Origin of the sequence: Cognatishimia sp. F0-27, assembly GCF_020667845.1 — a bacterium.
GTDB lineage: Bacteria > Pseudomonadota > Alphaproteobacteria > Rhodobacterales > Rhodobacteraceae > JAFMPQ01.
In genome coordinates this window covers 86,820-102,006 of sequence record NZ_JAFMPQ010000010.1, presented here as the reverse complement: position 1 = coordinate 102,006, position 15,187 = coordinate 86,820, and the positions used below count along the sequence as shown (strand labels likewise).

Sequence of the window (15,187 nt, the reverse complement as noted above, 5' to 3'; positions counted from 1 at the left end):
GATTGGTTCGAATTCGTTACAACATTTGCGCCCCTGTGTCACCCCTGCCGCGCGCGCGCCAGCAAGTCCTCACGTGTCAGAGTGAACCCGGATGCAATCCACTGCGCTTCCAGACGTCTGAGCATGGCGCCGAGCGCTGCGCCCTCAAAAGCCGGCATGAGGTCACGCGATTCTATCGGAAAGCGCGCGGCGGCCCCCTGCGCAATGAGGGATTGCGCATCTGCACTTGGGAGCGACTCGAAGCTTGCCGCGCGCAAGAGCGCGACATCGGTGGCGGCCTCCGCTCCGTGCCGCCAGGCAATCTCGGGAAGACCCATGTCCGCGCCAACGAGACGCCGCAAGAGGTCAAGCGCCCTGCCCTGCCGCTTGCTGAGGCGCAGCGCGGGCGGCTCGACCGATCCAAGCGCGGCAAGCCTGCGGATCGCGTCCGGCGGGCAGGCCAAGCTCTTTTCGGCAAGGACAAGCGGGCCAAGACCCCGCGCGCTGCTGCCCGGAAGGATCCGTGTCAGGACCCCGGTGCGTTCCATGACCGCTACCGCCATGACCGGGTCCGGCGCGGCGAGGAGTTTGATCAGTTCCGCACCGACCCTTTCGCGTGACAGATTATCGAGCCCCTCGACATGCCCCGCAATCGCCGCCAGAGCGTCCGGATCCATGCCAAGTCCGGGGTCGCCATACCAGGCCGAGAACCGGAAGAACCGCAGAATGCGCAGGTAGTCTTCCTCGATGCGGCGCACCGGGTCCTCGATGAAGCGCACGCGCCGTGCGCGCAGGTCGTCCAAACCGCCAAGCGGATCGGTCAGGCGGCCTTTGAAATCCGCGTAGAGCGCGTTCATCGTGAAATCCCGCCGCCGCGCATCCTCGTCGACACTGGTGGAAAAGCGCACGGTTGCATGGCGTCCGTCGGTTTGCACATCGGCGCGGAAGGTCGTGACCTCGTAGCCCGTGCCATCGGCCACCACCGTGATCGTGCCATGGTCGATGCCGGTCGGCACGGGCTTCAGCCCCGCATCCTTGGCAAGACGGATCACCGTTTCCGGCGTTGCGTCCGTGGCGATATCCACATCCTCCACAGGGCGCTGCAAAAGGGCATTTCTCACGCAGCCACCAACCGCATAAGCCCTGTGTCCGGCCCGCACGAGCATACCAAGCACGGCTTGCGTCCCGTCGGCCTCCAGCCAGGCACCCCGCAGGATTGTCACGCAGAAACCCGTTCCGCCAGTCCGCGCAAGATCCGCGCGGTGGCCCCCCAGATGTAATACGGGCCGAGCGGGACGGCATAGTAATGCCGCCGTGTGCCGCGCCAGCGGCGATACTGCACCGAGTATCGCGCGGGGTCCGTCACATGAGCAAAAGGTGCGGTAAACACTTCCTCTACCTCGCCCGGTTCCGGCACGGGCTCGAAAGGCGCGCGCAGGATGCCGATCACGGGTGTCATCAGAAAGCCCGTAACCGTCTCATGGTCCGGAAGGACCCCCAGCACTTCCACGCTTTCGGGAGGCAGGCCCACCTCTTCCTGTGCCTCGCGCAGAGCCGTCGCCGTCACGTCAGGATCGGTGTCATCCTGCTTGCCGCCGGGAAAGGCAATCTGGCCGGGATGATGCTTGAGCCTCGACGAGCGTTTCGTCAACACAAGGCTCAACCCCTCCGGCGTTTCTGAAAAGGCGGCAAGAACACCCGCCGGGTGCAAGGTCCGCGAAGCCGGTCGAGCGCCATCGGCATTGAGGTCGAAATCCGACGAGGCGCCGCTGACCCGATCCAAAGCCCTGCGAAGAGAGTCGATCTGGTCCGCGGCAAGGCTCATGATCGTGTATCTTCGGCCTCGAAGCCGACGGTTTTGGGATCAAGGTCATAGTGAGCGCCGCAGAATTGGCAATCCGCAGTCACGCGCCCCTCTTCCGTGGTCATCTTCTCGATGTCGCGGGCGGAATAGATCGACAGACTCTGGCGCACGCGATCCTCAGAACAGGTGCAGCCGAACCGGACTGCCTGTGCGTCAAAGACACGGGGCGTTTCCTCGTGGAACAACCGGCGCAGCAATTCGGTTGGCGACACGCTCGGGCCGATCAGCTCAAGCTCTTCAACCGTCGCCAGATGGTGATTGACGCGGTTCCAGTTCTCACCATCCTCGCCTTCGACCAGATCCGTGGCTTCAAGCAAACCGCCTTCACCCGACCCGCCATCCTTCGCGAAGGGGGACGCCTCGGGCATATGCTGCAACATGATGCCGCCAGCGCGCCAATGCTCGTCGCTGCCGCGTTCGGTTGACCGGCCATAGGACAGGGCGAAAACGGTCGGAAGCTGTTCGGACTGGGCAAAATAGGAGGCTGCACAATCCGACAGGGACGCACCGGCGATGGGGGTGATGCCCTGGTAGGGCGTCATGCCTTCGCCTTGGTCGATCAGGATTGCGAAATACCCTTTGCCGAGCTGGTCAAACCCCGGCGCGTCGGTCACACGGTCCGCGTCGAAGCTTGCATAGGCGCGGATCCGGGCCGTCTCCCCTTCGCTCTGCGGGGCGAAGTAATCGGTTGCGATCATGCGCACCGGCCCATTGGTCTGCACCTGAAGCGACAGCTTCCAGCGCAGCTTGACCGTCTGACCGATCAGGGCCGTAAGCAGGGCCATCTCGGCAACAAGCGCTTCGACTTGCGCAGGATAGTCATGTTGCTTGAGCACGCCGGACAGCACACCGTCAAGCCGCGCGATGCGGCCGCGAATGTCGGAGCGGTCAAGCTGAAATGGCAGGACTGTGTCGTCCCAGGCGAGTTTTGAACCAAGGCTCATGGGGTTTCCTTATCTGCCGGGCGCTGGCATACCGCTGCCATATAGGATCAATTGCAGCGAGCGCAAAGGGGCGGAACATGATCCGACGCTATGGCCGACAACCCGACCGCGCGCAACGTTACCGGTTGCGGCCCGGCGTTTACGCCATTCTGCCGCGAGAGGGAGCCTTGCTGCTGACGTTGCAAACCAACCCGGGCCCCGAACTCCAATTGCCCGGCGGCGGTATAGACCACGGCGAAAGCCCGTTATCCGCCTTGCATCGCGAAGTCTGGGAAGAAACCGGCTGGCGCATCGCCGCGCCGCGCCGCCTCGGCGCGTTTCGCCGCTTCACCTACATGCCGGAATACAACCTGTGGGCCGAAAAGCTCTGCACGATTTACGTGGCGCATCCCGTTTGCCGATTGGGCGACCCGACAGAAGCGGATCACATCGCAACATGGATGCCCATCGAAAACGCGGCGCAAGATCTCGGAAATCAGGGCGATCGGGCATTCGTTGCGCGCTTTGCCTCAGGTTTTCAGGGCTGACGTCGGACAGCAAAGGCGTCCGATCCGTCGGCGCGGCGTTTGGAGACTTGGTTATCAGATCGAACAGGCTCTGTGCCTTGCGACCGATCCGATGCTTTTCGCGGGCATATCCGGACTGAGGCCGTCTCCGCGTCTGTGGTGGTTAAGGTCGGGACAGGCCCGCTTGCCCCATCATGAGACGGCCATGCGAAGGGCGATCGTGCCGGGTAACCCAAGAAATCGATCATCCTCATTCAAGCTCTCCGGGCAAGGCGCCCTCCAGGGCAAGGTCCCTTGCCGAGAGGGCTTGGAACGCATGGAAGCTGTTGAATCTTGTTTGCGCCTGCAATCCCGGTTTGGAGAGGCGGGATGGGCTGCCTTCCGGTTCACAGTTCACGGGTCGACGCTGTCCGCAACCGTGCCAAATTCCAGAAGAGCCGCAGAAACGTCGTCACCCATCTGTTCAGGATCGGCCATCTGCTGGGTCAATCGCCAATACATGTCTTCGAGGACTTCAGGGCCTTCGGCCTCCGCCGCGCTTTGAGCAAAAATCTCGACCAGACCATCATTGCCAAGCATTTCACCCGATTTGAGAACCGCTTCCGTAAAGCCGTCCGAATACAACAGGAGCTTGTCGCCCGGCTTCAAGGTGAGCCGAATATCGTCGTAACTGACCTCCTCGACCAGCCCGATCGGAAGGCCTCCATTGCCGATGAACTCCACGTGGCCATCCGAAGACATCAGCAGCGGAGGCGGGTGCCCGGCCTGCACCATACGAAGCGTACCGCTGCGCAGGTTCGCAGCGACATAGGCCATCGTGAGATACTCTTCGACGCCCGGATCCGCTGCAAGACGCTGGTTCAACAAACAGCCGACCTCAGTGGGTGAACGCATCGAATGGAAACGGTCGAACCGCCGTTCAAGCGCGATATTCTGGTCCGGAAACGTGCTCGACAGGTAGCCAGCTACCCGCGCGGTCACCATGGCGGAGGTGATGCCATGCCCGGAAACGTCGATCGAATAGAGCCCGAGCCGGTCTGCCCCCGGTGCAAACATCCCGACAAGATCACCGCCGACATGCCCGCAAGGATGCAGCATCAGGCTGACGCGCGAATTTGCGATGACACGGGTCCGCTCAGGAACGAGTGATTGCTGAATTGTGCGGGCCTGTCGCAGATCCTTGTCGATCGCCTCGTGGATCTCCGTCAATTCCGCCAGCGCTTCGGATACCTCGCGGTTTTTCTCGCTCAGGGCCCGCTCCATGGACACAACGCGCGCACCCGCATTGATGCGCGCGCGCAGCTCATGCGCATTGACCGGCTTTGTCAGGAAATCGTCCGCCCCGGCATCAAGCCCTTGCGCAACATCGTCCTTCGCACTCTTGGAGGTCAGGAGAATGAAATAGCCGTAACCCTTGTGATCCAACGCCCGGATCTGACGACACAATTCGAGCCCGTTCATTTCGGGCATCATCCAATCCGACAGAATCAAATCCGGCGGGGTCAGGCGGCATATCTCCAGCGCTTCACGACCCGATGAAGCCTCAAGGACCTCGAACCCCCATTTGGAAAGCATCGTGCGCATGATCTTCAGCTGCAAGGCGCTGTCATCCACAATCAAAACACGGCTGACCACTCCGGCGGCCTTGCCGGGATCACTACCGAGATTGAGAGTCGGGTTCATTGCCATCATGGAGGGCTCGGCCTTTGTCGCATTCCTAAGGTCATCACGTCACTTAGGCGCGGACACCTTAAGGACTGGTGAAAGCTCAAAATCGAAAGAAAAATGGGGCGGTATGAACCATGTATTCATTTCACCCATGCTACTCCGACATCGACAACGGGCGGGGCATCGACACGCTGGGAAAACACCGCTCCGGCCGCGGTTGATGCTGCCATGACAGACGATGGGAAAGGCCTTCGATGAAAGAGTTGATCGATTGGAGCCGAATCGCGGAACTACGCGATGAAATCGGACCGGAAGACTTCGACGAGGTGTCGGATCTTTTTCTGACAGAGGTGCTTGGCATTATCGAAACCATTGATGAAGCTGTTGGCAAACCTGCCTTGATGGAAGAGCAGATGCATTTCCTGAAAGGCGCGGCGCTCAATCTCGGGTTTTCGGCGCTCTCCACCATTTGCGAGAAAGGTGAGCATGCCGCTGCCAATGGCGATGCACATGCGGTTTCGCCCGCTGAAATACGGGCCTGCTTTGCCGAATCCAGCGCGCAATATGAAGAGCAATACCCGGAACGGTTTGCCGCATGACAGCATCGGCTTGTCGGCAGCAATTCCTCCACGAGCAGGTGGTGCCGGATGCCGGCGGCAAACCATGCCCGGACTTGGAGCAAGCCGTTTGCAATGGCGCGCCCCGTGGCATCCTGTTTCGAAAACTTTCTGACTGTCCGAGTCAGATCAGCCGATGCAACGCACCGAGATCAACGGGCGTGCCATCATCCCAAACCCGGTCACGGACTCTCTGCATACCGGAAATCCATCGATCCATATCTTCGGCGCGACGTCGCAGGAACTCTCCCGCTTCCGGATGCGGCAAGATCAGGAACCGGTCTTCATCCATACCCTGCAAAACCGCCCCGGCCACGTCTTCAGCGGTCAGCACCCTTTCATGCGGCCTGCCTTCGGGATGGTCATCGTCATATCCGAGCAACGGTGTTGCCACATAAAGCGGACAGACAACGGATGCCCTGATCCCTTCATGACCGTGCTCGATCGCGAGCGATTGCGCCAGACTCACCGCTGCGTGTTTGCTCGCCGAGTAAGGCGCATCACCGATCTGACTGAGCAACCCGGCCGCCGAGGCGACATTGACCAACCATCCTTCCCCACGCCTTTGCATCTCGGGAAGAACGGCGCGCGCCGCGCGGAGATGCGCCATGACGTGAACATCCCAATTCCGCTGCCACAACGCATCGTCAGCGAGCGTTGGCCCGCTCAGGGCACCAGCCGCGAAACCCGCATTGGAGACAAGGATTTCCACAGGCCCGTGCGACGCGGTCGCGCGCTCGATCATCGCAATGATTGCCTCGGGGTCGGCCACGTCGCAAGTGACGGCGACGCCTCCGACTTCGGCGGCGACGCGCTCGGCCGCAGCGCTGTCGACATCCACGACACAAACCCGGCCACCCCGCCTCGCAAACGCATGGACCAGCGCACGGCCAATTCCACGCCCCGCGCCTGTCACCACGATACTGCGGTCTTCAAAATCCATGATCAGATCACGAATTGGGCCAGGAGTTCGTCATCCGTGATGTCCTGATAGGTAAACCCGTGGGCATCAAGCAACGCGAACAACCTTTCGAAATTGGCCGGATCGCGCGTCTCGATCCCAATCAGCACCGACCCGAAATTCCGCGCTGACTTCTTGAGATACTCGAAGCGGGAAATATCGTCGTCCGGGCCAAGAAACCCGAGAAAATCCTTCAACGCCCCGGGCCGCTGCGGCAAGCGCAGGATAAAGTACTTCTTGACGCCGGAATAGCGCAGCGCACGTTCCTTCACTTCCGGCAGCCGCTCGAAATCGAAATTCCCGCCCGTGGTGATACAGACAACACGCCGCCCGCGAATCGCTTGCCCAAGGTCGCGCAAGGCATCCACCGAAAGAGCCCCGGCGGGTTCCAGCACGATGCCTTCGACATTCAGCATCTCGAGGATCGTTATGCATAACCGGTCCTCGGGAATGGTGAGCGTATTGGCCAGCCCCACCCCCTTGAGCCGGGCAAATGTGCGCTCGCCGATCCGCGCAACCGCGGCCCCATCGGCAAAGGTGTTCACATGCGGCAAAGTCACTGGCGTGCCCGCGGCCAGCGCCGCCTTGAGCGACGCTCCGCCCGACGGCTCGACAAAAGTATACTGGGTGTCGGTGCCGAAATAGCTCAGCACCCCCGCGCTCAATCCGCCGCCGCCCACCGGCAAGACGATGTGATCCGGGGCGGCGCCCAACGTGGCCTCGATTTCCACCGCGACGGCGGCCTGCCCTTCGATGACATCCTCATCGTCAAATGGTGACAGGAAATGCCCCTTGGCCTCTGCACAGAAATCCTGCGCCGCATTCAGACAATCGTCGAAATAGTCCCCCGTCAGGCGGATCTCCACGTGATCTCCGCCAAACATCCGTGTCTTCTGGATCTTCTGCTGCGGCGTCGTCACCGGCATGAAGATCACCCCCTTCACCCCGAAATGCCGGCACATATAGGCAACACCCTGCGCATGGTTGCCGGCACTTGCGCAGACATAAAGCGGGGCTTTCGCCTTGCGCATGGCGTTGAACGCACCACGCAACTTGTAGGAACGCACCGGGCTCAGGTCTTCCCGCTTGAGCCATATGTCGGCATCGAAGCGCTCCGAAAGATGGGCGTTCTGCAGCAAGGGTGTCTCGGGGAACACCGCACGCATCGCTTCCGTCGCGGCGCGCGCGGCGCGTTTGAAATCGGTATCACTCATGATCGGACGGTGACGCGGAACGCAGCCCGGCGCAAGACCGCGTCACGGGTCGGACGGTCAATCAATGGGGCGTCCTTCGACATAATGCCCGTAAAGCGTCGTCAGAACCGAAATCCCGATGACCGTGGCGAACCAGCCCACCACGATCTGGTAGACCAGATCGACGATTGTTCCGGCACCGCCAATCAGCGACGGCAGCTGGATCAAAGCAGATCCGCCCATCACGATGAACGCCAGAACGATCACCGCGCCGTCGTCATCCCGTGTCGCTTCCCACGCTTCCTTGAGTTTGAGCGGCTTGCCGACCGCGCCCGCCGGAAGCATCACGCCGAGTCGGAAAAACAGGTAGCCTCCAAGCCCGACAAGCCCGAATGCAAAAAGAGCGGCAATCGACGGCACCACCGCCGCCAGCAGCCCAACCGGGATCCCTGCAATCATGATCGCAATGGCAATCAACAGCCCGATCAGAACGGACCGTCCGAGATACCCCAGCAGATATGGCCCCTGCCACACCGGCACCCAGCCGCGCGGCGTCTCGTTCGCCAGAACGTAGCGATGCCAGCCCACCGCAATCCAGAGGCTCGCAATCAGCCCCGCGATCGACAGCAGCACCGACCCGAAGGAGGCCTGCGCCCCGATCGCGGCAATCGGGTCATCGCTCACCGGCGCCGGATTGCTCCAGGCGGAAATCTGGGCCGCGACTTGCACAAGGTAAAGCAAACCCGAAACCTGCAGCGCCGCAGTCAGATTACGCAGCACAAGCTGCACCGAATGCATGAAAATCTGCCAACCCTTCATGACGCCTGCCCTCTTCGGCTTCTCCACCCCTCAGACCTACCACGCCGCCGCTTAACGTCAACGCACCGCGAATGGTGCTCCGGTTGTCCGAAAAGCGCCCGATACCCGCATCCGCCAGCGCGGGCGCGGCTTGCCGATACGGTAAAAACCGGCTAAGCGCCGCGCAATCCGCAGCCAAAACGAGGGGTCCCATGTCCGCACCTAAGAAAGTTGTTCTCGCTTATTCCGGTGGTCTCGACACGTCCATCATCCTCAAATGGCTGCAAACGGAATATGGCTGCGAAGTGGTGACCTTCACCGCCGATCTTGGTCAGGGTGAAGAGCTTGAGCCCGCCCGCAAGAAGGCGGAGCTGCTCGGCATCAAGCCCGAGCATATCTTCATCGAGGATGTGCGCGAGGAATTCGTGCGGGATTTTGTCTTTCCGATGTTCCGGGCAAACGCGGTCTACGAGGGGCTCTACCTGCTGGGCACCTCGATTGCGCGTCCGCTGATTTCGAAGCGACTGGTCGAGATTGCCCATGAGACTGGTGCGGATGCGGTTGCGCATGGCGCCACGGGCAAAGGCAATGACCAGGTGCGGTTCGAACTGTCTGCCGCCGCTCTCGACCCCGATATCAAGTGCATCGCGCCGTGGCGCGAATGGAACCTCAACTCCCGCAGTTCGCTGCTTGAATTCGCGGAGCAAAACCAGATCCCGATCGCCAAGGACAAGCGCGGCGAAGCGCCGTTCTCCGTGGATGCAAACCTCTTGCACACCTCCTCCGAGGGCAAGGTGCTCGAAGATCCCGCAGTGGACGCGCCCGATTACGTCTATCAGCGCACAGTCGCACCCGAGGACGCCCCAAACGCGCCCGAATTCATCGAAATCGGCTTTGAGCGTGGCGACGCGGTGTCGATCAACGGCGAAACCCTGTCGCCCGCGACGCTTCTGACAAAACTCAACGAGCTCGGTGGCAAGCATGGCATTGGTCGCCTCGATCTTGTCGAAGGGCGCTTTGTTGGCATGAAATCGCGCGGCATTTACGAGACCCCGGGCGGCACCATCCTTCTCGAAGCGCATCGGGGCATCGAACAGATCACTCTCGATCGCGGCGCGGCCCATCTCAAGGACGAGCTCATGCCGCGGTATGCGGAGCTGATCTATAACGGTTTCTGGTTCTCGCCGGAGCGCGAGATGCTGCAAGCGGCGATTGATGCAAGCCAAGCCCATGTGACCGGCACCGTAAGGCTCAAGCTTTACAAGGGTCTTGCCCGCACCGTGGGCCGCTGGTCGGAGCACTCGCTCTATTCCGAAGCGCATGTGACCTTCGAGGATGACGCAGGCGCCTATGATCAGAAAGACGCCGCCGGTTTCATCCAGCTCAACGCTCTGCGTCTGCGCCTTCTGGCAGCGCGCAAACGCCGCTTGGGCGGCTGACGCGCAACCGCCGCCACGTCACCATCGACGCATCGCGCGACCCGCCATACCCTTGGCGGGTCGTTGCACATCAAGAGGCGGTGAATGGACCAGTATCTCGACAAGATCTTGCGCGGATTGCAGAACAAGAGCTTTGACGGCTCCCTGAAATTCGATTGCGGCCCCGATGGCGTGATCGTGCTTGAAAACGGTGCCGCGGATCGCACCGACCGTGCCACCGATTGCACGCTCAGCCTCACCAAGGACAATCTGGGCAAGCTGCTCGCCGGAAAGCTCAACCCGATGACGGCGGTGATGATGGGCAAACTCCGGGTCACCGGCGACATGACGCGCGCGCTGGCCTTTGCCAAGCTGCTTGGCTGACCAAACTCAGAGCCGCAACCGGCGTTCCGCCATCGCACGATAGGCCGGCATCACCGCCGCGCAGAGCGATGCGGCCCGCGCGCTCAACCTTGGCAAGGGCCCTTCCGGTCCGGCAAAGCCGGTCGAGCTGTGCACAGAGCCATACCAATGCGCGGCCCAGATCCCGTCGAACGGCTTGGGCCCGGCGGGCCAGCGCAGCATCGCGGGATCGAAGGGCAAGCCAACCGCATCGCACAAGACGCGCAAGGCGCGCTCCGGATCGCGTCGTATATCGTGGCTGTCGATCACAACCGGGGTTTGGCCCGCCGCACAACAGGCGTCGAACAGTGCAATCTGCGCATCAAAGCCAAGATCCTCCCGCGTGGCTTCCGGAAAGCCCTTGAGAAAACTGGCGACCACCCGCGCGGGATGCCGCAGCAGGAACACATTGACCGATCCCGCCAAGACGTCGCGCGGCAGCTCTGGCACCATATGTTGGCACATATGCTTGTGATAAGCGTGCCGCTTGCCGTCGGGAACTGGGCCAAGCAGTGCCTTTTGCACGGCGCGCCCGTCTTCCGGACGCGCGGCAAGGATCGCATCCCGCATCGGGTCCGCCCGCCCTGTCGCGCGCAGGAAAGGCCCATAGAACGGCTCATCGACCACATGAAAATCCGGGCGATTGCCAAAAGCATACATCATGGCCGTCGACAGGTTGCGTGGCCCGCTCCACATCGCCAGTCGCATGCCAGTCACTCCGCGTTTCGTCTCCGGTCGCCGGACCTCACCACAGAGCACGGCGCGATAAAACCCCCGTGATCACCACAGGCAACGCTTGGCGTGGCGCGCATCTGCGGTCACTGTCGCACCAAAGGAGATGTTTCATGCGCCCTGTTCTCGCTTCGCTTGCCCTGTCTTTGTCGCTTCTGTTCGTCGCGCAGAATGCGAAAGCCGCCGATATTGTCGTGGCCGGTGGCTGCTTCTGGTGCGTCGAGGCGGATTTCGAAAAGGTTCGCGGAGTGGGCGACGTGGTCTCCGGCTATACCGGCGGGCGCACGGCCAACCCGACCTACAAGGAGGTCACGCGCAAGAACACCGGCCATTACGAGGCCGTGCGCATCCCGTATGATCCGAACGTGATCTCGGCACGCGCGCTGTATGACCTGTTTTTGCGCTCCATCGATCCGCTCGACGATGGCGGCCAGTTCTGCGACAGGGGCCACAGCTACCGCACGGCGATCTTTGTCGACGGTCCGGAAGAGCGCGCGGCGGCGCAAGCGGCCATTGCAGCGGCGGAGGCAGAGCTTGGCCGGTCCATCGTCACACCGATCCTTGATGCCAAGCCGTTCTACGATGCCGAAGACTATCATCAGGATTACTACAAGACCGATAACAAGGTCCTGACCCGGTTCGGCTATGTGGATCAGCCCGTTGCCTATCAACGGTATCGCAAGGGCTGCGGGCGCGATGCGCGGGTGAAACAGGTCTGGGGACCCGACGCACCCTTCCTCAAGTAACAGGCCGGCGGGCGGCTTGGGGCCAGACCCAAAAGGCCGTGCCGTCAGAGCGTCATGTCCTGCACATCCTTGAGATCCGGGATCACATCCGCCGTGCCGTGACGCGTGACCATCAGGGCCGCGGCCTTGCTCGCAAGGCGCAACGCCTGCTCCATGGGCATGCCACGATCGCGCCCCGCAAGGAGATAGCCGGTAAACGTGTCTCCTGCCCCGGTCGTGTCGACAGGCTCCACGGGTAGGGCCGGCACCGTTGTTTCCGTGCCGGTATCGGTCTCGATCCAGACGCTGCCCTTAGACCCTTTGGTGATCACCACATCCCGCACCGGCAAACGACCCGGTGCCACCCCAAGCGCTCGCGCGAGCTGCGCAGCCTCGACCGCATTGAGGATCAACAGATCGAGGACCGGCAGGACAGCGCGCACGGCATCCGCCTCGAACGGCGCAGCGGCATAGGCCACTTTCATACCCCGGCGCGAGGCGACCTGTGCTGTCTCTTGCTGGGCGTTGGTTTCGTTTTGCGTCACGAACCAGTCTCCGTCCGCCGCACCCTCCAACTGATCCGCGAGTGAGCGCGCATCAAGCGCGCGGTTGGCACCGGAATGAAGAATGATGCTGTTTTCGCCCGACTCGTCCACGGCGATGATGGCGTGCCCCGTGGCTTCGGCCATTTCCGCAATCAACCGTGTGTCGACGCCGTATTCCATCAGCCGCTCAACGGTCCAGCGCCCGTCACGCCCGACCGCTCCGAGATGCACACAGCGCGCACCGGCGCGGGCCGCCGCCACCGACATGTTCGCGCCCTTGCCGCCAAGCCCGCGCTGAAAGCCGGTTGCCGCAAGCGTTTCCCCCGCCTGAGGCAGATGCGGCACGCGGTAGACGAGGTCCACGTTGATGGAGCCCAGATTCCAGATGCTCATGGTCCCGTGACCCCCGCTACTTCTGTTTCCGCCTTGGCACATCCGCGCCGGCTGAAGGCCACGGAGCCGGCCGGTCCCGGTCACGCTCCCCGCAAGCGGCCCTCAAGCGTCCTGCCTAGCCGACCTTGCAGGCCGCCAGAACGGCCATGTTGAGGATATCATTGGCGGTCATGTTGGTCGAACAGATCTGGATCGACTTGTCGACACCGGTGAGGATCGGACCGATCACCGTTGCGCCGGCCATTTCCTGCATGAGCTTCACGCTGATGGAAGCCGAATGGCGCGCCGGCACCACGAGGATATTCGCAGGCCCTGTCAGCCGCTGGAACGGATATCCCTCCTGCACGAGGCGATTGAGCGCCACGTCGACGGTCATCTCGCCCTCATATTCGAAACTGACACCCCGCCGGTCAAGAACACGCGGGGCGATGTGCATTTTCTCGGCGCGCTCGGACACCGGATATCCGAAAGTCGAAAAGCTCACGAACGCGACGCGCGGTTCAAGCCCGAGATGGCGGGCGACACCCGCTGCGCGCTCCGCGATATTGGCAAGGTCTTCTTCATCGGGCCATTCATGCACAAGCGTGTCCGCGATCAGCACGATACGGCCATTGTGCAGGATCGCGGTGACACCGGCCGCGCCCACCCTGCGGTCGGCATCGAACACGTGGTTGACCAGTTCAAGCACATGTGCAGATTTGCGCGTCGCGCCGGTGATCAGCCCGTCACCATGGCCATGGGCCAGCATCAAGGCCCCGAATACATGCCGGTCGCGCGCCGCCAGACGGTGTATGTCGTGCTGGTCGTGGCCCTTGCGCTGCAAGCGGTGATAGAGAAACTCCTTGTAGGTCGACAGGTGCCGCGTATTGGCCGCATTGACCACCTCAAGCTCGCGCACCGCATCCGCAAGACCCGCCGCTTCAAGCTTGTTTTTCACGTCCTGCTCACGCCCGACCACGACGGCCTTCCCGAAGCCGGACCGCTGATACGTCACGGCTGCGCGCAGCACGCGAGGATCGTCCCCTTCGGCAAAGATCATCCGCGATTGCGCCGAGCGGGCCCGCGCGTTGATCGACCGCAGGATCGACGCCGTCGGGTCCATACGACCTTTCAGCGTCTCCTCATATGCGTCCATATCCACGATTGGCCGACGCGCCGCACCGGTCTGCATCCCCGCCTTGGCAACCGCCGGGGGAACGCGGTGAATGAGACGCGGGTCGAACGGCGTCGGAATGATATAGTCCCGCCCGAAGGCGAGCGAGCGACCATAGGCCAGCGCCACCTCATCCGGCACATCCTCGCGGGCAAGCTCGGCCAATGCATGCGCACAGGCGATCTTCATCTCGTCGTTGATCGCTCTGGCGTGGATGTCCAGAGCACCGCGGAACAGGTAGGGAAACCCGAGCACGTTGTTGACCTGGTTCGGATAGTCGCTGCGGCCCGTGGCGACGATGGCATCGGGGCGGACTTCGTGCGCCTCTTCCGGCGTGATCTCCGGATCGGGATTTGCCATGGCAAAGATCACCGGGTTGTCGGCCATGGATTCCACCATGGCCTGCGTCACCGCCCCTTTGACGGAAACGCCAATGAACACATCCGCACCCACCATGGCCTCTTCAAGCGTTCGGTGCTCGGTCTTGACCGCATGGGCGGATTTCCATTGGTTCATGCCATCTGTGCGACCCTGGTAAATCACACCCTTGGTATCGGCGATGATGCAGTTCTGATGCCGCACGCCCATGAATTTCAGCAACTCGATACAGGCAATCCCGGCGGCACCCGCACCGTTGAGAACGATCCGCACGTCTTCGATCTTCTTGCCGGAGATATGCAGCGCATTGAGCAAGCCAGCCGCGCAGATCACCGCCGTGCCGTGCTGGTCGTCATGAAAGACCGGAATGTCCATCTGTTCCTTGAGCGTCTGCTCGATGATGAAACATTCGGGTGCCTTGATGTCTTCGAGATTGATGCCGCCAAAGGTCGGGCCCATCAGGCGCACCGCCTTGATGAACTCATCCGGATCCTCGGTATCAAGCTCGATATCGATGCTGTTCACATCGGCAAACCGCTTGAACAGGACGGACTTGCCTTCCATCACCGGTTTGGAGCCAAGCGCACCCAGATTGCCGAGACCGAGAACGGCCGTCCCGTTCGAGATCACCGCGACAAGATTGCCCTTGTTGGTGTAATCATATGCAAGTCCGGGATCTTTCGCGATATCTTCGCACGGCACGGCCACGCCCGGTGAATATGCCAGCGAAAGATCGCGCTGCGTTGTCATCGGCACCGTTGCCTTGACTTCCCATTTGCCGGGCTGGGGTTCGAGGTGGAAAGCCAGTGCCTCTTCGCGGGTGTATTTCTGATTTGCCATGCCGTCCCTTACTTCGCAGTCAAGATTACGGGTTTCACCCGCCTGTCTGCGCACTTAATGTCACGCGAAAC

The 15,187-nt window shown here is 61.8% G+C and carries 15 protein-coding genes; 5 read left to right on the top strand and 10 right to left on the bottom strand.

What is annotated here, in order from left to right:
* Window positions 1–38: 38 nt before the first annotated feature.
* The 3 genes from J1C49_RS07640 to J1C49_RS07630 are packed head-to-tail and all read right to left on the bottom strand — an operon-like array spanning window position 39 to window position 2,787.
* Entirely contained in the window at window positions 39–1,202 is a 1,164-nt protein-coding gene (locus J1C49_RS07640; protein WP_227445219.1) for a CCA tRNA nucleotidyltransferase, read from the bottom strand.
* A complete protein-coding gene (locus tag J1C49_RS07635) occupies window positions 1,199–1,804 on the bottom strand; it encodes a CoA pyrophosphatase (protein WP_227445218.1) in 606 nt (201 codons plus the stop codon). The genes J1C49_RS07640 and J1C49_RS07635 overlap by 4 nt, the downstream gene beginning before the upstream one ends.
* On the bottom strand, window positions 1,801–2,787 hold the full coding sequence (locus J1C49_RS07630) for an Hsp33 family molecular chaperone HslO (protein ID WP_227445217.1): 987 nt from the start codon (window positions 2,785–2,787) through the stop codon (window positions 1,801–1,803). Before J1C49_RS07630 ends, J1C49_RS07635 begins: the two co-directional genes overlap by 4 nt.
* A 77-nt stretch (window positions 2,788–2,864) precedes the next feature.
* Between J1C49_RS07630 and J1C49_RS07625 the strand changes: the two genes are divergently transcribed.
* On the top strand, window positions 2,865–3,314 hold the full coding sequence (locus J1C49_RS07625; protein ID WP_227445216.1) for an NUDIX hydrolase: 450 nt from the start codon (window positions 2,865–2,867) through the stop codon (window positions 3,312–3,314).
* A gap of 372 nt (window positions 3,315–3,686) precedes the next feature.
* Here the strand turns inward: J1C49_RS07625 and J1C49_RS07620 are convergent, their stop codons facing one another.
* Entirely contained in the window at window positions 3,687–4,976 is a 1,290-nt protein-coding gene (locus J1C49_RS07620; RefSeq protein ID WP_370639383.1) for a PP2C family protein-serine/threonine phosphatase, read from the bottom strand.
* A 239-nt stretch (window positions 4,977–5,215) separates the two neighbouring features.
* On the opposite strand from J1C49_RS07620, the gene J1C49_RS07615 reads away from it, so the two are divergent.
* The gene (locus J1C49_RS07615) at window positions 5,216–5,560 is read left to right on the top strand and encodes an Hpt domain-containing protein (RefSeq protein ID WP_227445215.1); all 345 of its coding nucleotides are present in this window, start codon (window positions 5,216–5,218) and stop codon (window positions 5,558–5,560) included.
* A 142-nt stretch (window positions 5,561–5,702) separates the two neighbouring features.
* On the opposite strand, the gene J1C49_RS07610 is transcribed toward J1C49_RS07615, so the two are convergent.
* Genes J1C49_RS07610 through J1C49_RS07600 form a run of 3 tightly spaced genes read right to left on the bottom strand, consistent with a single transcriptional unit; the run spans window position 5,703 to window position 8,551 of the window.
* Entirely contained in the window at window positions 5,703–6,521 is an 819-nt protein-coding gene (locus J1C49_RS07610) for an SDR family oxidoreductase (protein WP_227445214.1), read from the bottom strand.
* A gap of 2 nt (window positions 6,522–6,523) precedes the next feature.
* The gene (ilvA, locus tag J1C49_RS07605; protein ID WP_227445213.1) at window positions 6,524–7,753 is read right to left on the bottom strand and encodes a threonine ammonia-lyase IlvA; all 1,230 of its coding nucleotides are present in this window, start codon (window positions 7,751–7,753) and stop codon (window positions 6,524–6,526) included.
* A 57-nt stretch (window positions 7,754–7,810) separates the two neighbouring features.
* Entirely contained in the window at window positions 7,811–8,551 is a 741-nt protein-coding gene (locus J1C49_RS07600; protein ID WP_227445212.1) for a hypothetical protein, read from the bottom strand.
* A gap of 191 nt (window positions 8,552–8,742) precedes the next feature.
* Here J1C49_RS07600 and J1C49_RS07595 point away from each other — a divergent pair, with 191 nt between their 5' ends.
* On the top strand, window positions 8,743–9,969 hold the full coding sequence (locus J1C49_RS07595) for an argininosuccinate synthase (protein ID WP_227445211.1): 1,227 nt from the start codon (window positions 8,743–8,745) through the stop codon (window positions 9,967–9,969).
* Window positions 9,970–10,053: 84 nt separating this feature from the next.
* Complete coding sequence (locus J1C49_RS07590; protein WP_227445210.1) at window positions 10,054–10,332, top strand: SCP2 sterol-binding domain-containing protein; 279 nt, start codon at window positions 10,054–10,056, stop codon at window positions 10,330–10,332.
* Window positions 10,333–10,338: 6 nt separating this feature from the next.
* On the opposite strand, the gene J1C49_RS07585 is transcribed toward J1C49_RS07590, so the two are convergent.
* Window positions 10,339–11,058 carry an HAD family hydrolase gene (locus J1C49_RS07585; RefSeq protein WP_227445209.1) on the bottom strand — a complete coding sequence of 240 codons (720 nt, stop codon included), beginning with the start codon at window positions 11,056–11,058 and terminating at the stop codon, window positions 10,339–10,341.
* 137 nt (window positions 11,059–11,195) lie between these two features.
* On the opposite strand from J1C49_RS07585, the gene msrA reads away from it, so the two are divergent.
* Window positions 11,196–11,828 (top strand): peptide-methionine (S)-S-oxide reductase MsrA, encoded by a 633-nt coding sequence (msrA, locus tag J1C49_RS07580; protein WP_227445208.1) that lies wholly within the window; start codon window positions 11,196–11,198, stop codon window positions 11,826–11,828.
* Window positions 11,829–11,872: 44 nt separating this feature from the next.
* On the opposite strand, the gene J1C49_RS07575 is transcribed toward msrA, so the two are convergent.
* Complete coding sequence (locus J1C49_RS07575) at window positions 11,873–12,745, bottom strand: ribokinase (RefSeq protein WP_227445207.1); 873 nt, start codon at window positions 12,743–12,745, stop codon at window positions 11,873–11,875.
* 115 nt (window positions 12,746–12,860) lie between these two features.
* Window positions 12,861–15,116, bottom strand: coding sequence for an NADP-dependent malic enzyme (locus tag J1C49_RS07570; protein ID WP_227445206.1), 2,256 nt, complete (start codon window positions 15,114–15,116; stop codon window positions 12,861–12,863).
* Window positions 15,117–15,187: the final 71 nt, after the last annotated feature.